At 63.7% G+C, this 19,210-nt stretch carries 20 protein-coding genes; 11 read left to right on the top strand and 9 right to left on the bottom strand.

The genetic code is table 11. From position 1 onward, the window contains the following. Window positions 1–122 precede the first annotated feature (122 nt). Both GKC28_RS00515 and GKC28_RS00510 read right to left on the bottom strand, forming a co-directional pair. Entirely contained in the window at window positions 123–521 is a 399-nt protein-coding gene (locus GKC28_RS00515; RefSeq protein ID WP_174144508.1) for a RidA family protein, read from the bottom strand. 153 nt (window positions 522–674) lie between these two features. Further along, window positions 675–938, bottom strand: a complete 264-nt coding sequence (locus tag GKC28_RS00510) for a DUF2312 domain-containing protein (RefSeq protein WP_008553759.1) — start codon at window positions 936–938, stop codon at window positions 675–677. A 206-nt stretch (window positions 939–1,144) separates the two neighbouring features. Here GKC28_RS00510 and GKC28_RS00505 point away from each other — a divergent pair, with 206 nt between their 5' ends. Continuing rightward, the gene (locus GKC28_RS00505; protein ID WP_174144506.1) at window positions 1,145–1,363 is read left to right on the top strand and encodes a hypothetical protein; all 219 of its coding nucleotides are present in this window, start codon (window positions 1,145–1,147) and stop codon (window positions 1,361–1,363) included. 34 nt (window positions 1,364–1,397) lie between these two features. Here the strand turns inward: GKC28_RS00505 and GKC28_RS00500 are convergent, their stop codons facing one another. After that, complete coding sequence (locus GKC28_RS00500) at window positions 1,398–1,613, bottom strand: hypothetical protein (protein WP_174144504.1); 216 nt, start codon at window positions 1,611–1,613, stop codon at window positions 1,398–1,400. 290 nt (window positions 1,614–1,903) lie between these two features. Between GKC28_RS00500 and GKC28_RS00495 the strand changes: the two genes are divergently transcribed. Genes GKC28_RS00495 through GKC28_RS00480 form a run of 4 tightly spaced genes read left to right on the top strand, consistent with a single transcriptional unit; the run spans window position 1,904 to window position 4,090 of the window. Beyond that, complete coding sequence (locus GKC28_RS00495; RefSeq protein ID WP_174144502.1) at window positions 1,904–2,767, top strand: MBL fold metallo-hydrolase; 864 nt, start codon at window positions 1,904–1,906, stop codon at window positions 2,765–2,767. Between the two features lie 23 nt (window positions 2,768–2,790). Continuing rightward, entirely contained in the window at window positions 2,791–3,219 is a 429-nt protein-coding gene (locus GKC28_RS00490) for a YeeE/YedE family protein (RefSeq protein ID WP_174144500.1), read from the top strand. A gap of 2 nt (window positions 3,220–3,221) precedes the next feature. Next, window positions 3,222–3,653 (top strand): DUF6691 family protein, encoded by a 432-nt coding sequence (locus GKC28_RS00485; protein ID WP_174144846.1) that lies wholly within the window; start codon window positions 3,222–3,224, stop codon window positions 3,651–3,653. An 11-nt stretch (window positions 3,654–3,664) separates the two neighbouring features. Further along, window positions 3,665–4,090, top strand: coding sequence for a TIGR01244 family sulfur transferase (locus GKC28_RS00480; protein ID WP_174144498.1), 426 nt, complete (start codon window positions 3,665–3,667; stop codon window positions 4,088–4,090). A gap of 277 nt (window positions 4,091–4,367) precedes the next feature. Here GKC28_RS00480 and GKC28_RS00475 read toward each other — a convergent pair whose 3' ends face one another. The 5 genes from GKC28_RS00475 to GKC28_RS00455 form a co-directional block, all read right to left on the bottom strand. Beyond that, on the bottom strand, window positions 4,368–5,723 hold the full coding sequence (locus tag GKC28_RS00475) for a FliM/FliN family flagellar motor C-terminal domain-containing protein (RefSeq protein WP_174144496.1): 1,356 nt from the start codon (window positions 5,721–5,723) through the stop codon (window positions 4,368–4,370). 84 nt (window positions 5,724–5,807) lie between these two features. Continuing rightward, the gene (locus GKC28_RS00470; protein ID WP_174144494.1) at window positions 5,808–8,486 is read right to left on the bottom strand and encodes an ATP-binding protein; all 2,679 of its coding nucleotides are present in this window, start codon (window positions 8,484–8,486) and stop codon (window positions 5,808–5,810) included. Then, window positions 8,486–8,827, bottom strand: coding sequence for a hypothetical protein (locus tag GKC28_RS00465; protein WP_174144492.1), 342 nt, complete (start codon window positions 8,825–8,827; stop codon window positions 8,486–8,488). The genes GKC28_RS00470 and GKC28_RS00465 overlap by 1 nt, the downstream gene beginning before the upstream one ends. A gap of 7 nt (window positions 8,828–8,834) precedes the next feature. After that, on the bottom strand, window positions 8,835–9,215 hold the full coding sequence (locus tag GKC28_RS00460; protein ID WP_174144490.1) for a response regulator transcription factor: 381 nt from the start codon (window positions 9,213–9,215) through the stop codon (window positions 8,835–8,837). 92 nt (window positions 9,216–9,307) lie between these two features. Continuing rightward, a complete protein-coding gene (locus GKC28_RS00455; protein WP_174144487.1) occupies window positions 9,308–10,606 on the bottom strand; it encodes a helix-turn-helix domain-containing protein in 1,299 nt (432 codons plus the stop codon). Between the two features lie 231 nt (window positions 10,607–10,837). Here GKC28_RS00455 and GKC28_RS00450 point away from each other — a divergent pair, with 231 nt between their 5' ends. From GKC28_RS00450 to GKC28_RS00425, 6 genes are all read left to right on the top strand, one after another. Further along, window positions 10,838–12,184 (top strand): substrate-binding protein, encoded by a 1,347-nt coding sequence (locus tag GKC28_RS00450; RefSeq protein WP_174144485.1) that lies wholly within the window; start codon window positions 10,838–10,840, stop codon window positions 12,182–12,184. Between the two features lie 128 nt (window positions 12,185–12,312). Beyond that, window positions 12,313–13,335 carry a branched-chain amino acid ABC transporter permease gene (locus tag GKC28_RS00445; RefSeq protein WP_174144483.1) on the top strand — a complete coding sequence of 341 codons (1,023 nt, stop codon included), beginning with the start codon at window positions 12,313–12,315 and terminating at the stop codon, window positions 13,333–13,335. Between the two features lie 3 nt (window positions 13,336–13,338). Next, on the top strand, window positions 13,339–14,541 hold the full coding sequence (locus tag GKC28_RS00440; protein WP_174144481.1) for a branched-chain amino acid ABC transporter permease: 1,203 nt from the start codon (window positions 13,339–13,341) through the stop codon (window positions 14,539–14,541). Between the two features lie 12 nt (window positions 14,542–14,553). Then, entirely contained in the window at window positions 14,554–15,309 is a 756-nt protein-coding gene (locus GKC28_RS00435) for an ABC transporter ATP-binding protein (protein WP_008557057.1), read from the top strand. Between the two features lie 12 nt (window positions 15,310–15,321). Beyond that, window positions 15,322–16,077 (top strand): ABC transporter ATP-binding protein, encoded by a 756-nt coding sequence (locus GKC28_RS00430; RefSeq protein ID WP_174144479.1) that lies wholly within the window; start codon window positions 15,322–15,324, stop codon window positions 16,075–16,077. A gap of 250 nt (window positions 16,078–16,327) precedes the next feature. Continuing rightward, the gene (locus GKC28_RS00425) at window positions 16,328–17,641 is read left to right on the top strand and encodes an adenylate/guanylate cyclase domain-containing protein (protein ID WP_174144477.1); all 1,314 of its coding nucleotides are present in this window, start codon (window positions 16,328–16,330) and stop codon (window positions 17,639–17,641) included. A gap of 13 nt (window positions 17,642–17,654) precedes the next feature. On the opposite strand, the gene GKC28_RS00420 is transcribed toward GKC28_RS00425, so the two are convergent. Then, a complete protein-coding gene (locus GKC28_RS00420; protein ID WP_174144475.1) occupies window positions 17,655–19,163 on the bottom strand; it encodes a class I adenylate-forming enzyme family protein in 1,509 nt (502 codons plus the stop codon). Window positions 19,164–19,210 lie beyond the last annotated feature (47 nt).

The following is a 19,210-nucleotide window of genomic DNA, read 5'->3' as shown; positions in this document are numbered from 1 at the left end:
CGGCCTTATGCTCTAAAAACAGGGGCGCACCAGCAACCGGAGACCGCTCAGGCCGCGTTTTCCGCCCTTTTGCCGGGCAATCCGGCGCCTTCAAACGAGGTCCTCGCGGTCTTTCTGCAGGGTCAGGACGGCAGAACTGCGGTGGCCTCAATTTCCACTTTGGCCTCATCCTCGATCAGGGCGGACACCACCACCATGGTCATCGCCGGGAAGTGATAGCCCATTACCGCACGGTAGGCCCTGCCAACCTCCGCCTGATGGGCCAGGTATTCCGCCTTGTCCGTCACATACCAAGTGAGCCGGGTGATATCCTGAGCAGAGCCGCCTGCCGTCTTGACGACCTCCAGAATGTTGCGCAGCGCCTGGCTCATCTGGCCGATAAAGTCCTGCGCCTCGAACACCTGATCTGCAGTCCACCCGATTTGGCCGCCGACAAACAGCTGCCGGCCCTCCGCCACCATGCCGTTGGCATAGCCTTTTGCGGGCTTCCACCCTTCGGGATGCACGCTGATGGCCGGCATGGCGGAACTCCTTTGCTGATTACTGCCTGGGCTGACTTTAGCGCCGCTGCAGCATTTATTTCAAGCTTAAAATTTCTAGCCGCGAATACCCAAAAACAAAGCCGCGCAGGTGCGGGACCTGCGCGGCTGTTCAGCTCAACGGGAAATCGCGGCTTACATGCCGAGCGCTTCCTTGTACATTTCCAGCACCGCCTCTTCTTCGGCGATGTCGTTCTCGTCACGCTTGCGAAGGGCGATGATCTTGCGCATCACCTTGGTGTCATAGCCGCGGCCCTTGGCTTCGGCCATCACCTCTTTCTGCTGTTCGGCGATGGTTTTCTTTTCTTCATCCAGCCGCTCGAACCGTTCGATGAACTGGCGCAGCTCGCCAGCGGTCACGCGGTAGTTTTCGCTTTTTTCGTCTTCTGTGATGTCCATCTGCGGCTCCGTCGAACATGCTGTCAGTTGCTGTCGGAGCAAGGGGATAGCGCCCTGCCCGCTGCGCCGCAAGACGGGAAAGCGGCAGAGGCGATCAAAGCGGCAAAATCCGGCGCCGCTCTGGCGCAAGTGGAGCCCGCGCGCTTGCACGCGCTGACCGGATCGGCTACGCGCATCGCAGCACGAAACCCCGCAGGAGCCTACCCATGTTCGATCTCATCGTTTGGACCGGAGCCGCCGTGTCCGTGTCCGGCCTGCTGGGACTGGTCTGGTGCATCATCAAGGTCGCCCGCGCCCGCCGCCAGCAACTGGACGACGAGGCGCTGCGCGCCGTCGTGCAATCGGTGCTGCCGTACAATCTGGGCGCCCTGCTGCTGTCGGTCCTGGGGCTGATGCTGGTGATGGTGGGCATTTTCCTGGGCTGACGCCCGGGCCGCCCCATAGCGGCCCTGCCCCCGGTCAGACCGGCACGTTGTCGAACATCTCCTCAACCGCTTCTTCGCACAGCGCAGCCTCCAGGCGGCGCAGCCGGCCGGGAACCTCGGCACCGGTCTTGCGCATGTAGTCCAGCAGGCGGATGAACTCCGGCCGCATGGCCAGCCGTTCGGCGCCGCTTTCCTTGCGGATCCGGGTTTCCAGGCTCTCGACGGTGCTGAGCAGATCTTCACGTGTCATAGCAGTCCTCCCTGACTCATGATGAGGTTATCCCGGTATTTCACAACAGGCGTATGAATACCTGCGCCATTTGAGCATGTTGCCGCTTATTTACGCAGTTTTACTGTTCAAATGATGTTTTCAAGGGCCTCGCGGCATCCCGGAAAGCTTATCGCAGCGCAGCATCCCTGCGCCTTGACTTGAATCAGCTGGAGGTGATGATTCAACGACCCTTCAGCGCCGCCCGCCGGCAGGCTTGAAACATATTCTCAAATCTTTATATGAATTGCGAACCCAAGGGAGACTACCTGATGACCCCCGCCGTCAAAGCCTTTTTCGACGAAGCCACCAACACCGTTTCCTACGTGGTGCGCGAACCGGAAGGATCCGCCTGCGCCATTATTGACTCGGTTTTGGACTATGACCAGGCAGCGGGGCGCACCTGCACCGCCTCCGCGGATACGATCATCGCCTGGATCGCGTCCGAAAACCTGCGCGTCGAATGGGTCCTGGAGAGCCATGTGCACGCCGACCACCTGTCCGCAGCGCCGTATCTGCAGGACCAGCTGGGCGGCAAGATCGGCATTGGCGACCAGATCACTGTGGTTCAGGACACCTTCGGCAAAGTGTTCAACGAAGGCACCGAGTTTCAGCGCGACGGCAGCCAGTTCGACCGGCTGTTCCGCGAGGGCGACAGCTTCATGATCGGCCAGATGCGCGGCGAGGTGCTGCACACGCCCGGCCACACGCCGGCCTGCCTCACCTACGTGATCGGCGATGCAGCCTTTGTCGGCGATACCCTGTTCATGCCCGATTTCGGCACCGCCCGCTGCGATTTTCCCGGCGGCTCTTCCGCGGATCTCTACAACTCGATCCAGAAGATCCTGTCCCTGCCGGATGATACCCGCATCTTTGTAGGTCACGACTACAAAGCCCCGGGGCGTGACAACTATGCCTGGGAAACCACTGTCGGTGAGCAGAAGGCGCTGAACGTGCATGTCGGCTCCGGCCGCAGCATCGAGGAGTTCGTCAAAATGCGCGACGCCCGCGACGCGACACTGGGCATGCCGCGGCTGATCCTGCCCTCGCTGCAGGTCAACATGCGCGCGGGCCAGATGCCGGAGCCGGACGAACAGGGCGATGTGTTCCTGAAGATCCCGGTCAACAAGCTCTGACCGCAAAGTAACGGAGACCACACATGGAAACGGATTGGATCTGGGGCTTGGGCGGCGGCTTGCTGATCGGGCTGGGCGGCGCGGTCTACCTGCTGGGCAACGGCCGTATCATGGGGGCCAGCGGAATACTTGGCGGGCTGCTGGATGGCAGCGGCCGCAACACCGCGGCCGAACGGACCGCTTTCATCGCCGGGGTGATCGGCATGCCGCTGCTGATCGGGCTGCTGACAGGCGGCACGCCAGATACCCATGTCACCAGCAATGCTGCGGTTCTGGTGCTGGCCGGCCTGCTGGTTGGTGTCGGCACCCGGGTTGCCAATGGCTGCACCTCAGGCCACGGGGTCTGCGGCATTTCCCGCCTGTCCCTGCGCGGCATTTCGGCAACAGCGGCCTTCATGCTGGCCGGCATTCTGACACTGGCGGTTCTGCGCCAGCTTCTGGGGGTGATCTGATGATGCGGATTCTTCTGGCATTGTTTGCAGGCAGCCTGTTCGGGACCGGACTGATGCTGTCGGGGATGACCGACACCGCCAAGGTGCAGGGCTTTTTGGATATCCTTGGCGATTGGGATCCCACCCTGGCCTTCGTAATGGGCGGCGCGCTGCTGCCGATGGCGCTGGCATGGCGGCTGGCTGAAGGGCGCAAACCTGCGGCCGGCGGCAGCTTCCCCGCCCCGCCCTCCGCCGATCTGGACAGGCGGCTTGTGCTTGGGTCCGTGTTGTTCGGCACCGGCTGGGCGCTGGCGGGCCTCTGCCCCGGCCCGGCGATGGCTTCGCTCAGCTACAACAGCTGGCAGGGCCTGCTGTTCTTTGCGGCAATGGCCTGCGGCATGATGGCCGCGCCATGGTTCATCCGGCATCTGGACCGGGCCGCTGCAAACGCGTAAAGACTCGGGCCATGGATGCACGCGTAATCACCCCCCGCTATTCGGTCTCGCCGCAGATCTCGGCCGAGGACCTGCCCGCCATTGCCGATGCCGGCTACAAGACGGTGATCTGCAACCGCCCGGATGAGGAAGTGCCACCCAGCCATCAGGCAGAGACCATCCGTGCCGCTGCCGAGGCCGCGGGCCTGCGGTTCGAGGTTCTGCCGCTGACCCATCAGACCATGACGCCGGAAAATGTTGCTTTGCAGCGTGAACTGTATGAGGGCTGCGAAGGCCCCGTGCTGGCCTACTGCGCCTCAGGCACGCGCTGCTCGGTGGTCTGGGCGCTGAGTCAAGCCGGCGACTTGTCCCCTGACGAGATCCTGCAAAAAACTCAGGCCGCAGGGTATCAGCTGGACGGGCTGCGCCCGGCACTGGTTTCTCTGGCCGGCACCTAAGGTAAAGTTCAGGGGCCGCGGGACGGGCGGCGCTGCGCCGCCGCTGCCCCTTAAATCACCCAATTTTCTCCACTTGCCAGCCGTTTCCCTGGAGCCGGCCCCCTCCGTGCCCAATGTCAGGGCCGAACAAGGTGTGGCCGGCTTCAGCCCGGTTCTGCCCTTGCCACTGTCACCGCTACCTAAGGCGCGCTTTGGCAAAAAATAGGGGATTTGACCGGTACTGACGGCAAGTGATATGAGGGTCTTCAAGGGTCCGCGGCAGCTTCGCCGACGGGGCTCAGCCATCCGGCAATGCGCTTTCCAGCCCGGCCAGCTGGGATATCTCCTCTGCATCACAACCTGAAAAATCACCCAGGTCACCCGCAGGCAGGTCCGGCAAATCGGGCAGGTCCGGAAGATCCGGCAGGCCGCCCTCCAGTCCATCCATGCTCAGCGCGCCATCTCCGTCAAGCGCAGGCAGGCCCATTGGATCCATCTCTCCGCCGAGTCCGCCGCCAAGGCCGTCATCCAGCCCCTCTCCGCCAAGCGGGGGCATCCCGCCGCCAGCGCCGGCATCCAGCGACGTGGCATCCAAAGCCGTCCCGGCGTCCAGCGCCGGGAGCCCCATGTCATCCATCGGGACCTGCAAGCCTTGCGCAGCGATTCCCATATCCAGCCCCAATTCTGTCGTCGCGTCCGGCAGAGCCTGCATTCCGCCGCCTTCTGAGAACGCCGCCGCATCCGCAGCAATGTCTGCAGGCCGGCTGTTCCTGGGCGGGTTCAGGCGCACCGCACGCGAGCCGTTCATCTGGCCAAGCCGCCCCTGCGCCACAGGATTGCCGCCGATGGTCAGCAGGTCGGTTTCATAGAGAAACGCAGAATCCAACGGAATGGAATCGCCGATCTGCAGGCTGGCAAATTTCTGAACCGGCACCCGCATCCTGCACAGGACAGCAGTCAGCTCGGCCCGGATCGAATCGAGACTGGCCCCAAGCGACGGGCCGCTGGCGCTGCCCTGGCCGCCTTGCAAGTCCTCTGCCGTGGGTTCGGGCAGGATCAGCTTCATCACCCCCTGCATGGCGCCGCAAGCAAGGTCCAGGTTCAGCTCGATCACCCGGTAGTCATCGGCCTCCATGCCCAGCACCAGGCTGCGCACGTTTTCGACCTGGGCGCCAAAGCGGTAACCGGAAAAAAGGGATTGGTCCGCCTGGCCGTCCAGCATCGCCACAACCTTGGCAAAGCTGCGCTCCAGGAAGTCTGCGGTCATTGCTGCATCGGTGGGCGTGTAGTGGCGCTCGGACGGCGCCTTGCCGATGACCGCACCGATGGTCTGCTGCTGGATCAGCGCCGTCACGGTCGCCGCATCCATGCTGGCAGCACCCAGCCGCCCCTGCGGGCAGTCCAGCACCACCAGAAGATCCTTGTCCGACAGCTGTTCGGCCAGGTCTTCGGATACCCGGTTGGACTGACGCGCCGCCAGCACCGCCATCGGCAGATTGCACAGGTCCGCGGCCGCGCGCGCGACCGACCGGCGCAACGCCTTCAGGGTCAGGGAACTGGTCAGCCCCCCGGCGCCTTCCTTGGTCGCCGCCAGCTTGCGTGCAAGCACATTTTGCCTGCCGCTGCCTGCCTCTGCTGCTTCTGTCTCAGACATAGGCTGTTCAACCTGCCCCTTGCGCGTCCCGTTTCCCCGGTTTTAACCGAAAGGGGGTTAACAACTTCTGTATTCCCAGACCAGTTACGCCGCCTTTTCGCCTGCGGCAGGCAAGGAAACCCGGAAGGCGCCGCCGCCGCGTCCCGGCAGATAGGACACATCGCCGCCCAGCCGCTGCATGACCTCGCGGCAGATCGCTAGGCCAAGGCCGGCGCCGCCTGCCCGCTCCGGGCTGACCCGCGCAAATTTCTCAAAAATCATCTGCTGGGAATCTGCCGGCACACCGCTGCCATTGTCGGTGAAATCAATGTGCAGTCGCCCGCCGGACGCCGAAGCGGATACCGTCAGTTCCGGCTGCTCTGCGTCGCAATATTTCTGGGCGTTGGCGATCAGGTTGATGAACACCTGTGACAGCCGGTCCAGGTCAGAGGAAATGCGGAAACCTTCCGCCTCCGGGCTGCGCCGGACTGTCAGCGGTTTCTCTGACCCCGCCAGCGCGGCAGCCACGGCATGATCCAGCACTTCGGACAGTGTACCCGCTGTGACGTTGAGGCTGACCTGACCGCTTTCGAGCACGCTGAGATCCAGCAAGTCATTCAGCAGACGGGTCAGTCGCAGCGTTTCGTCATGGATGATTCCCGCATAGCGGCGCTGCTCCTGCGGGTTGAGCTGCCCGGCATCGCGCAGGATCTCGGAAAATGCCCGGATCGACGTCATCGGGGTCCGCAACTCATGGCTGACTTGGCTCAGGAAAGCGTCCTTCTGCTCGGAAAGTTGAGTGAGTTTCTCATTTGTTTCCCGCAGCTTGCGCGCCGTTGCTGACAACTCCGCCGATTGCGCCTCAAGACGGCTGGAATATTCCAGCATCTGCGCCGTTTCGTCCGCCACGGCCAATAGATCGGCTACCGAAACTGAGGATCCGCCAGCGATCTGACCGATCATCGCATGCGCCGCCGCCGCCCCGATGGAGGCGCTGAGCTCCCGTTCCAGCCGCTCCAGAAAGGCGGGCGTCGGCTCCGGCAAGGGACCGCGGCCGCCCTGGCGCATCCGCTCGCGCTGGAAGAACGCCTGCGCCTCTGTGGCGCCCAGGATCCGCTGCGACATGATCATCAGATCCTCGCATTGCGCCACCGATCCGGTCCAGCCGCGCGGCCCCGCCGAATGGTCGAACACATTGACGAATTGGGCGCCCTGCAGCCGCTCCAGCGGGCTGGGGAAGCTCATCAACGAGACCAGGCAGAACACCAGCGCATTGAGGCTCATCGACCACATCACCGCATGCACCGTGGGGTCCAGGCCTTCGATCCCGAACAGCGCCTCAGGCCGCAGCCAGCTGAGCCCGAACAACCCATAGCGCAGGATGTGCTCCGGCAGCAGTCCGCCGCCCAGGGCCGGCAGCAGCATGGTGTAAAGCCAGATCCCGAAGCCGACAGTGAGCCCCGCCAAGGCGCCGCTGCGGGTGGCGCCGCGCCAGAACAGGCCGCCCACCAGAGCGGGCAGCAGCTGCGCCACCCCGGCAAAGGAAATAAGGCCGATGGCCGCCAGCGCCGCGGCGCCCCCGGAGAGGTGGTAATAGAAATACCCCAGCGCCATGATCGCCGCGATTGACACCCGCCGCGACAGCAGCACCACGTCGCGCACGTCGCCCGAAACCGATGCCTGCCGGTTCTGCAGCCGCAGCCAGACCGGCATCACGATGTGGTTCGACACCATCGTCGACAGCGCCATCGCCGCCACAATCACCATCGAAGTGGCCGAGGAAAAACCGCCCAGGAAAGACAGCATTGCCAGCCCCTGCTGGCCCTGCTGCAGCGGCACCGTAAGCACAAACATGTCGGGGTTCGACCCGGCAGGCAGCAGGTCCAGCCCGACAACGGCAATTGGCACCACGAACATTGAGATCAGCAGCAGGTACAGCGGAAACGCCCAGGAAGCGATCCGCAGGTGGCGCTCGTCCTCGTTCTCTACCACCATCACCTGGAACATGCGCGGCAGGCAAATGAAAGCCGCAGCAGCCAGGAAGGTGATCGTGGCCCAGCGGCTGCCGTCGACGTTCCACTGCCCGATCTGGGAGGCGTCGATGCGCGCCAGCGTTTCGCCGACGCCGCCGGCAATGCCCCAAACAACAAATATCCCGACCGCCAGCAGCGCCGCCAGTTTGACAATCGCCTCCAGCGCAACCGCGGTTACCACCCCATGGTGGCGCTCATTGGCGTTGAGGTTGCGGGTGCCGAACAGGATGGCAAACACCGCCAGCCCCGCAGCAACCCAGAACACGATGGAGGTTTCGTTGTATCCCCGCAGCGGGTCGGCCTCGGCGAAGATTGCAAAAGACAGCGTAACGGATTGCAATTGCAGGGAAATATACGGGGTGACGCCAATCACCGCCAGAATGGTCACCCCGGCGGCCAGCAGGTTCGACTTGCCATAGCGCGAGGACAGGAGGTCAGCGATGGAGGTGATCCGCTGGCTGCGCCCGATCCGCACCAGCTTGCGCAGGCCCCACCACCAGCAGATCATAACCAGCGACGGGCCGAGGTAAATGGTCACGAACTCCAGCCCCGACCGCGCCGCATAACCAACGGCGCCGTAAAAGGTCCAGGCGGTGCAATAGATCGACAGCGACAGCGTGTAGATCAGCGGCGAGCGCATCCAGGCGGCACTGCGGCCGCGGCTTGCCATGCGGTCGGCCCAGAAGGCGATGAAGAACAGAAAGGCCACATAGGCCAGGCAGACAAAGGCAAGGACGTTGAGAGAGGCCATCAGCTGTCCTCCGTTCCGTCCGGGTCCTGGCTTGGGCTGCCGGCCCCGTCCGGCCCCCCACCGGTCCAGTGGTCGGCCCACCGCTGCACCGCCAGGCTGAACACGAAACAGGCGGCGATCAGGCCGACCCAGACGGCAAAGACGTAGATGATGGCGACCGACATGCTGACCCCGCCGCGCGCCGCCGGATGGGCCGAGGCTTCGGGCCACAAAAGCGGCAGCGCCAGCAGCAACGCCCCAAGCACCGGCAGCAGCCTGGAAATGTCCATCAGCCGGCGGCGGCGGTAAGTCTGGCGCTCGGTGCGGGTGCCCGCTTGTTCTTCGCCGCTTCCCAGCGCCATGGCGCCGTTATCCCTGCCCGGCCTGGGCGTGCAGGTCGCGCACCGCGGTCAGCACTTCGGCGTTGGAGAACGGTTTGGTCATGAACCGGGTCACACCTGCCTTCTCCGCCATTTCACGGTCCCGCATCTGGCCGCGGGCTGTCAGCATCAGCACCGGCAGAGACTGCATCCCCTCCACCGTGCGCAGCTCCCGCACGATTTCCAGGCCGCTCTTGCCGGGCAGCATCAGGTCCAGAATCACCAGGTCCGGCCCCGCGTCCCGGATCACCTCAACCGCAGTTGCACCGTCGGTATGCGCGTCCACGCTCCAGCCGTCGCGCATCAGCAGAAACCGGATCGCCTCGGTAATGTTCGGCTCATCTTCAATCAGAACAACATGCCTGCCCATCAGCAGAATTTCCTCCCGGCGCGGCCCTGCGGCCTGGACAGCCCGGACACGCGGTTATTTTTGCGCAGGTTAGCCGCCCGCCCGCCTGAGTGTCAAAACTCTTCCTTCAGGATCGACGGCTCGCGCCGCGCCGGACAGCCCTGGCGCGGGCAGATCCGGCAGCTGGCGCCGACCGGCTGGGGATCCTGCGCGTCCTTGGCCCCTGGCAGGATCAGCATCACCGCGCGGTATAGGGGATCCTCGCCGAAATCCGGCTGATTCTGCATCCAGGCCGTGGCCATGCAATCAAAGGCCGCGGCATTGCGCCCGTGCTGGACCACGTTGCGCCTGACCGGCATATTCGGCTGCACCAAGGCAGTATAGAGCGGCCACAGCGGGCAGGAGGCGCCAAAGCGCGGCATCGCGAATCCTGTCACCGGCTTGCGGAACAGCAGCGTGCCGGAGGCATCGCAGATCACCAGCCCTGTCTCCTGGCCCAGCACCTCCTCCGGCAGCGCCGCCAGACGGCGCAGCACCGCAGGCAGCGCGCAGTTGAACCGGCGGGCCAAGGCAACCGGATCAATCCCGCCGGCGGCGATCTCCTGCTCCAGCGCGCGCAGCGGCATTGCCCGGGCATCGGAGCGGTATTGCTCCAGCGCTGCCATCGCCAGGCTGCGCACCGCCTCACCGGTCAGGTCAGGTTCATCCAGCACCAGGTCCTCTGGCGTGGCAGAGCCGTTTTCGAGGGCCGGGAAATGAAAGCCGTTGCTCAGGAAAAACGCCTCCGCTTCCTCCTGCGGCATGCCGCGGCGGTCGGCACCTGCGCCTTCCTCATCCAGAAAGCTCACCAGCGCCCGGCTGCTTTCGGACAAACGCAGCGAATCCTCGTTGAGGTTCTTGTGGAAACGGTCGCGCCATTCAGGCTCCAGCTCGCCGGTTTCCGCAAGGATCGACGCGGTGGAGCGGATCGCGGCGGCGGTCGACAGCACCTCATGCACCGAGGCTGCAAGGTTGGGGTCATGGGTCAGCCGGTCCGAAAGGGTTTCCACCGTCCGTTCCAGGGTGGCGATGCGGCGGTGGCCCGCCGCCAGAACCTCTGCCCAGCCCGGAAAGCGGCCGGCGAATTCATCAACCCGGTCCAGTTCCGCAATCGGCACACCGCTGTCCGCCGCGGCCTCCCGCAAGGTCGAGATCAGCGCCGCCTCTGCCCCCTCGCTGAGCATCGACGGTTCCACCCCCAGCACCCCGGCAATCCCAACCAGCAGCTTGCCGCCGATTCTGCGGCGGTTGTGCTCGATCAGGTTGAGATAGGAGGGTGAGATTCTCGCCTCCCGCGCCAGTTCGGCCTGGCGCATGCCCAGGATCAGCCTGCGTTCGCGGATCCGGCTGCCGGTCAGGGTGTCGCGTGCCATGCTGGCGGGCCTCCCAAAACACTTCCATTTCAACGGCTTTCTGCAACGCAAAATAACTTTGTTTACAGATCACCCAGGAATACTGTTCAGTTCTTTACAGAATTTTCAAGCTGTAAAAGGGTTTTATTGCCTGAGTTTACATGAGCCTCTCATACTGATTTTGCACGCAATGTGCTGGTACCGCGCAGAAGTGAGGAGCTGCAAGGCACCAATCATATCAGGGAGGAATACATGTCTGAATTTGACGTTTCGCGCCGCAGAGTCCTTAAGACCGGCGCAATTGCAGGCGCCGGCGTGGCGCTGCCGACCATCTTTACCGCCTCTTCCGCCGCGGCCTTTACCAACGAGCCGACCGGCGGCACCGTCACCCTGGGCTTCAACGTGCCCCAGACCGGCCCCTACGCTGACGAAGGCGCCGACGAGCTGCGCGCCTATGAGCTGGCGGTCGAGCACCTGAACGGCGGCGGCGACGGCGGCATGATGAACACCTTCAGCTCCAAGGCGCTGCAGGGCAACGGCATCCTAGGCAAGAAGGTGGAATATGTCACCGGCGACACCCAGACCAAGTCCGACGCCGCCCGCGCCTCCGCCAAGTCGATGATCGAGAAGGACGGCGCGGTGATGATCACCGGCGGCTCCTCCTCCGGCGTTGCCATCGCGGTGCAGGGTCTCTGCCAGGAGGCCGGCGTGATCTTCATGGCCGGCCTGACCCACTCCAACGACACCACCGGCAAGGACAAGAAGGCCAACGGTTTCCGCCATTTCTTCAACGGCTACATGTCGGGCGCGGCGCTGGCGCCGGTGTTGAAGAACCTCTATGGCACCGACCGGGTCGCCTATCACTTGACCGCCGACTACACTTGGGGCTGGACCCAGGAGGAATCGATTGCCGCCGCCACCGAGGCGCTGGGATGGCAGACCGTGAACAAGGTCCGCACCCCGCTGGCCGCAACTGACTTCTCTTCCTACATCGCCCCGGTGCTGAACTCCGGCGCCGACGTGCTGGTGCTGAACCATTACGGCGGCAACATGGTGAACTCGCTGACCAATGCTGTGCAGTTCGGCCTGCGCGAGAAAGTGGTGAACGGCAAGAACTTCGAGATCGTCGTGCCGCTCTACTCCCGCCTGATGGCCAAGGGCGCAGGCGAAAACGTTAAGGGAATCCACGGCTCCACCAACTGGCACTGGACGCTGCAGGATGAAGGTTCCATGGCTTTCGTGAAATCCTTTGGCACCAAATACGGCTTCCCGCCGAGCCAGGCCGCACACACCTGCTATGTGCAGACCCTGCTTTATGCAGACGCGGTCGAGCGCGCGGGAAGCTTCAACCCCTGTGCAGTCGTGGAGGCGCTGGAAGGGTTTGAGTTCGACGGTATGGGCAACGGCCCGACCCTCTACCGCGCCGAAGACCACCAGTGCTTCAAGGACGTCCTGGTGGTGCGCGGCAAAGAAAACCCGACCTCGGAGTTCGATCTTCTGGAAGTGGTCGAAGTCACCCCGCGGGCACAGGTGGAATACGCACCGGACCACCCGATGTTCGCAGGCGGCAATCTAGGCTCCTGCAACCCGGGCGCATAAGCCAGCCGCAGGGCACCGGAATTTTTAAAGTTCCGGGCCGGAGTCCGCACCGGGCTCCGGCTGCCCCAACCGGCCCGTCCGCTCCCCCGCCGGGCGGGCCTTCCCCAACCTGACTAACGGTGGGACCCATGGACGCCATTCTCCTGCAAATCCTGAACGGGCTCGACAAAGGCTCGGCCTATGCGCTGATCGCGCTGGGATTGACACTCATCTTCGGCACGCTGGGCGTGGTGAACTTCGCCCATGGGGCGCTGTTCATGATCGGCGCCTTCTGCGCCGTCACCCTGCAGCGCATCCTGAACCTCAGCTTTGAGCTCGTGGACGAATCCCAGAAAGACTTTCTGGGCAACCCGCTCAAGGTCAAAACCCCCTATGTGGAGGCCTGGTTCGGCCCCGATATCGGCGGCAGCATCATCGACTGGGCGGTGCCGCTTGCGATCCTGTTTGCGATCCCGATCATGATCGGCGTCGGCTACGTGATGGAGCGCGGCCTGATCAAGCACTTCTACAAGCGCCCCCACGCCGACCAGATCCTGGTAACTTTCGGCCTCGCCATCGTGCTGCAGGAAGTGGTGAAATACTTCTATGGCGCCAACCCGATCCAGACCCCGGCTCCGGATGCCTTGAACGGCGTTGTGAACCTGGGCGCAGCCATCGGCATGGACATCGTCTATCCGGTCTGGCGCGTGGTCTATTTCTTCTTCGCTGTGCTGATTATCGGCGGCATCTTCAGCTTCCTGCAGTTCACTACCTTCGGCATGGTGGTGCGGGCCGGCATGGCCGACCGCGAGACGGTGGGCCTCCTGGGCATCAACATCGACCGCCGCTTCACCATCATGTTCGGCATCGCCGCCGCCGTCGCGGGCCTGGCCGGCGTCATGTACACACCGATCAACTCACCCAATTACCACATGGGCATGGATTTCCTGGTTCTCAGCTTCGTGGTGGTGGTTGTCGGCGGCATGGGCTCCCTGCCCGGCGCGGTGCTGGCGGGTTTCTTGCTGGGTGTGCTCGAAAGCTTTGCCTCGATGAACGAGATCAAATCTCTGATCCCCGGCATCGACCAGATCATCATCTATGTGGTCGCAATCATCATTCTGCTGACCCGTCCGCGGGGCCTGATGGGCCGCAAAGGCGTGATGGAGGACTAAGACATGTTCGGACTGGATAAAAAAGATACTTCTTTGCTGATCATCGTCGCCTGCCTGACGCTGTTCGCCCCCTTCATCCTGAACCCCTTCCCGACCGGCAGCGCCATGGCGCAGTTCAACGCGGGCTATCCGGACCTGATGCAGCGTTTCGTGATCTTCGGGATCTTCGCCATCGGCTTCAACATCCTGTTCGGCCTCACCGGCTACCTGTCGTTCGGCCACGCGGCCTTCCTCGGCGCCGGCTCCTACTCCGCCGTCTGGATGTTCAAGCTCATTGGCATGAACGTGATCCCGGCTATTGTGCTGTCGGTCATCGTCGCGGGCCTGTTCGCCCTGCTCATTGGCTTTATCAGCCTGCGCCGCTCCGGCATCTACTTCTCGATCCTGACACTGGCCTTCGCGCAGATGTCCTTTAACCTGGCCTATTCGGTGCTGACCCCGGTTACCAACGGTGAGACCGGCCTGCAGCTGACGCTGGAAGATCCCCGGATCCTGGGTGTCTCCGCCACCGCGGACGGCTCGATCCCGGTGACCAACCTGTTCGGGCTGGAAATGCGCTCCACCTTCGAACTGGCTGTCGGCCCCTGGGCCTTCCAGTTCAATGCCGGCTACTACCTGTGCGCGCTGATCATGCTGGCTGCTTTCTATCTGGCGATCCGCATCTTCCGCTCGCCTTTCGGCATGATGCTGCGGGCGGTGAAATCGAACCAGCAGCGGATGAACTACACCGGCCTTAACACCCGTCCCTATACTTTGGCGGCCTTTGTTATCTCCGGAATGTATGCGGGTCTTGCAGGCGGGCTGATGGCCTCGATGGACCCGCTGGCGGGGGCTGAACGGATGCAGTGGACCGCCTCCGGCGAGGTGGTGCTGATGACCATCCTCGGCGGTGCCGGCACGCTGATCGGCCCGGTCCTGGGTGCAGGCTTCATTAAGTACTTCGAGAACATCTTCTCCAAGATCAACGACAACGTGCTGCACACCTGGTTCAGCTTCCTGCCGGACGGGATGGAGGACGCAGTGGTGTTCATCATCCACCCCTTCATCGGCAAGGGCTGGCACCTGACCCTGGGCATTCTGTTCATGCTGGTGGTGATCTTCCTGCCCGGTGGCCTTGTTGAGGGCGGCCAGCGGATCAAGGGCTGGCTGCGCGGCCGCAAGGCCAAAGACAGCAACGCCTCTGGCGAAACCAACCCCGCGGAATAAGGAGACAGAACAATGGGTATCCTTGAAGTCAAAGACGTGGGGAAACGGTTCGGCGGCCTGCAGGCACTGTCCAACGTGAACCTCAGCGTTCAGGAAAACTCGGTCCATGCGATCATCGGTCCGAACGGCGCCGGCAAGTCCACGCTGCTGAATTGCCTGGTGGGCAAACTGATCCCCGACACCGGTTCCGTCATGTTCGACGGCCAGTCGGTGCTGGGCCGTGCTCCTTACGAAATCAACCAGATGGGCATCAGCCGCGTGTTCCAGACGCCGGAGATTTTCGGCGACCTGACGGTGCTGGAAAACATGATGATCCCCTGCTTTGCCAAACGGGATGGCGCGTTTGAGCTGAACGCTTTGTCCGCGGTGCTGAAACAGAAGGACATCCTGCAAAAGGCTGAGCACATGCTGGAAGAAATGAATATGGCGGACAAGCGGCACATGCACGCCGCCGCCATGTCCCGCGGCGACAAGCGGCGGCTGGAGATCGGCATGTGCCTATCACAGGAGCCGCGTCTGCTGCTGCTGGATGAGCCCACCGCCGGCATGGCGCGGGCCGACACCAACAACACCATCGACCTGCTGAAACAGATCAGCGACGAGCGTGACATCACCATCGCCATCATCGAGCACGACATGCATGTGGTGTTCAGCCTCGCCAACCGGATCACTGTGCTGGCGCAAGGCACCCCGCTGGTCGAGGACGATCCGCAGAACATCCGCGGCAACCCCAAGGTGCGCGAAGCATACCTGGGCGAAAGCGCGTAAAGGAGAAACACCATGAATGTGAAACCCGATTTCTCCAAGAACGCCAACGTGGCCACCACCGCCCCGGCTTTCCTGTCGGTCTGGGATGTGCACGCCTATTACGGCGAGAGCTACATCGTGCAGGGCATCAGCTTCAACGTCCACGAGGGCGAGATCCTGGCACTGCTGGGCCGCAACGGCGCGGGCAAGACCTCGACCCTGCGCTCGATCGCCCGCACCGGCTCACCCATGGTGACCCGCGGCGAGATCTGGCTGGATCACAAACCGCTGCACAAGATGACGTCCTATGAAGCCGCTGCTGAGGGCCTGGGCCTGGTGCCCGAAGACCGCCGCATCATCCCCGGCCTGACGGTGGAGGAAAACCTGCAGCTTGCGCAGATCGCCCCGCCCATCGGCTGGTCGCTGGAGCGCCTCTACGACCTGTTCCCGCGCCTTGGCGAACGCCGCAAGCAGGAAGGGGTGACCCTGTCCGGCGGCGAACAGCAGATGCTGGCGATTGCCCGCGCGCTGGCCCGCGACATCAAGGTGCTGCTGCTGGACGAACCTTACGAGGGCCTCGCGCCGGTGATCGTCGACGAGATCGAAAAGACCCTCATCCACATCAAGGAACAGGGCATGACAACCATTATTGTCGAGCAGAACGCGGTCCGCGCCCTGGAACTGGCGGACCGTGCGGTGATCCTCGATACCGGTGGCATCGTCTTTGACGGTACCGCCGCCGAGGTTCTCGAAAACGAGGAACTGCGCGCCGAATACCTGGCGATCTGAGGCGCGCGCCAAGAATTCATCTCCGTCTTGCCGGCCACCCGCGTGCCGGCAGTGGCAGACTGAGGCCGGCTCCATTCAGGGCTGGCCTCTTTTTTTGCGCGGCCTGCGAAACTGACTTCGCAGCCGGAATTTGCTAAAGTGAGTGGGAAGGCTCGCAGCGGCGCGGCGCAGCCTCGCCGCCTATCGCTCCACTTCCCGGCACTCTGTGCCCCGGACCCGCTGCGCAAATTGCCGTCAACGGGGGCTGACCATGAGACCACAGACGCAATACGCCAAGAGCGGCGATGTCCATATCGCTTATCAGACCTTTGGCAGCGGGCCGCGTAACCTGGTGTTCGTGCCGGGTTTCATCTCGCAGATCGAAACCTATTGGGACGAGCCGGGCTTTGCCCGCTGGCTGGAACGGATCGGCCATTTCGCCCGTGTCGCGGTGTTCGACAAGCGTGGCACCGGCCTGTCGGACCGCGGCGTGGCGACTCCGGACATGGACAAGAGGATGGATGACATCCGCGCGGTGATGGATGCTGTCGGCTTTGACACCGCATCGGTCATGGGGATTTCAGAGGGCGGCTCCCTTGCCGCTGTGTTCGCAGCCTACCATGCCCGGCGCTGCGAGCATCTGATCCTTTACGGGGCCTTTGCCAGCTTCACCTCCTGGTTCCCGACGCAGGAGTCACTGCAGGAGCTGTTCGACTACGCCGAAACCGCGTGGGGAAGCGGCACCAGCCTGCCGCTGTTCTGCCCGTCAACGGCCGGGGATCTCCAGATCCAGGACTGGTGGGGCAAATACGAGCGCACCGGCGCATCGCCCCGCGATGTGATCGAGATCATGAAGGTCAACAGCCAGATCGACATCACCGCCATCCTGCCGGCGATCAAGGCGCCCGCGCTGGTGCTGCACAAGACCGAGGATGCGCTGATTGATATCGAAGGCGGGCGCACCCTGGCGGCCCGCATCCCGAAAGCCCGGTTGGTTGAGCTGCCGGGGGTGGATCATTTCCCCTTCCTCGGGCCGGAGGCAGCGCAGATCGTTGCGGAAATCGAGGAGTTCGTGACCGGCGCCAAGCCCGAACCGGTTGTTGACCGGGTACTGGCCGCCATCGTGTTCACCGACATCGTGGGCTCTACCGCCCGCGCTGAGGCCATGGGCGACAGCGCCTGGCGAAGCCTGAAAGACGCCCATGACAGCCGGGTGCGGCAGGAACTGCGCCTGTTCGACGGGCGGGAGATCAAATCGCTGGGCGACGGCTTTCTTGCCACCTTTGACGGCCCCGGCCGGGCCATCCAATGCGCGAGCGCCATCCGCGACGCCATCGCCCAGCTCGGGCTGGATATCCGGGTGTCGGTGCATACCGGCGAGGTCGAGATCACCGAGGACGATGTGCGCGGGCTGGCGGTCCACATCGCCTCACGGATCGCGGACCTCGCGCAGCCAGGCGATATCGTTGTCTCGCGCACGGTCAAGGATCTGGTAGCCGGGTCCGGCTTCTGCTTCGAATCCCTGGGCTCGCACGAACTGAAGGGGCTGCCGGACAGGTGGCAAGTCTACAAAACCGCCGCCTGAACCCCTGTTGCCGCTACCGGCTCCCCGCCAGCCGCTTGCGGAGCTCGGTTTTCAGCACCTTGCCATAGTTGTTCTTGGGCAGGGCTTCGATGCGCAAGTACGCCTTGGGCCGCTTGAACCGCGCGATCCGGCTGTTGCACAGCTCGTCCAGCTCCGCGTCCGGCGCATCACCCACGACAAAGGCCACCACTTCCTCGCCCCAGTCCGCATGGGGACGGCCCACCACGAAAACCTCGCGCACCTGCGGATGCATCAGCAGCACCTCCTCCACCTCGCGGGGGTAGACGTTGGAGCCGCCGGTGATGATCAGATCCTTGGAGCGGTCCTGCAGGGTCAGGTAGCCATCCTCGTCCAGCACCCCCATGTCGCCGGTCATCAGCCAGCCGTTGACCAGCGTTTTGGCCGTGGCTTCGGGGTTCTGCCAGTACCCGGGCATCACCGCGTCGCCCCGCACCATGATCTCGCCATGGCTCCCTGCGGGAAGGAATTCACCCTCCGGCGTGCCAATCCGCACTTCCACCACACTCTGCGCCTTGCCGACGCTGGCCAGCCGCTCCTTCCAGCGGGGATGCACGCGGTCCTGAACGTCCTCGCGCGGCAGCGCGGTGATCGCCATCGGGCATTCGCCCTGACCGTAGACCTGCACGAAGACCGGGCCGAAATGCGCCACCGCTTCAATGATGTCGGCGACATACATCGGCCCGCCGGCATAAACGACGGTGCGCAGCCCCTCGCCCTCGCGGCCCAGCCGCTTGGCCTCTGAGGTCATGCGCGTGACCATCGTTGGTGCGGCAAACATGTGAACCCGCCCGAAATGCGCGGCAAGATCGAAAATCTCCGCCTCGTCAAAGCCGCCCGACTCCGGGCAGACATGGCGCGCACCCGCCAGCACGTGCTGGATGGCATAGATCCCCGCACCGTGGCTCATCGGTGCCGCATACAGCGCGTGGTCCTCTGCGCTCACCTGATCCACGTCAGCGAAATAGGCGATGGCCATGTTCATCAGCATCCGGTGGGTGATCATCACCCCCTTGGGACGCCCGGTGGTGCCGGAGGTGTAAAACAGCCAGGCCAGATCCCCCGGCAGGCGCGAGGCAGGTTCCGCCACAGAATCCGCCTGCAGCGCAACGGCATACTCCGTGCCGGTGATATCCACGCAGCGCACTGCGGCCTCAGCCTCCTGAACCGCCTCCGTCAGCCCCGGCGCGGTGAATACCAGAGAGGCACCGGAGTTCTGCAGGATGAACTCCGCCTCCTTGCCGTGCAGCTTGGCATTGATCGGAACAGCAACCGCACCGGCATACCAGGTGCCGTAAAGCGCGATCAGGTAGTCCGGGCAGTTCTTCATGAAGATACCGACCCGGTCTCCCGGCGCGATGCCCTGCCCCTGCAGCCAGCCCGCAACAGAGGCCGCGCGCGCATGGAACCCGGCGTAATCCGCCATAAGCGCCTGCCCCAAGTACAGCGCCGGGCGCGCACCCTCTGCCGCCGCCATCCGTGCCAGCCATACTGCGATATTCATCCTCTTCCCCTCCCCGGCTTGCTGTTGCGGCCGGAAACTGGCACGCA

The sequence above is a fragment of the Leisingera sp. ANG59 genome (genome assembly GCF_013317235.1).
Classification (GTDB): domain Bacteria; phylum Pseudomonadota; class Alphaproteobacteria; order Rhodobacterales; family Rhodobacteraceae; genus Leisingera.
The sequence above is the reverse complement of the archived record's forward strand: the minus strand, read 5'-3'. Positions and strand labels throughout refer to the sequence as shown.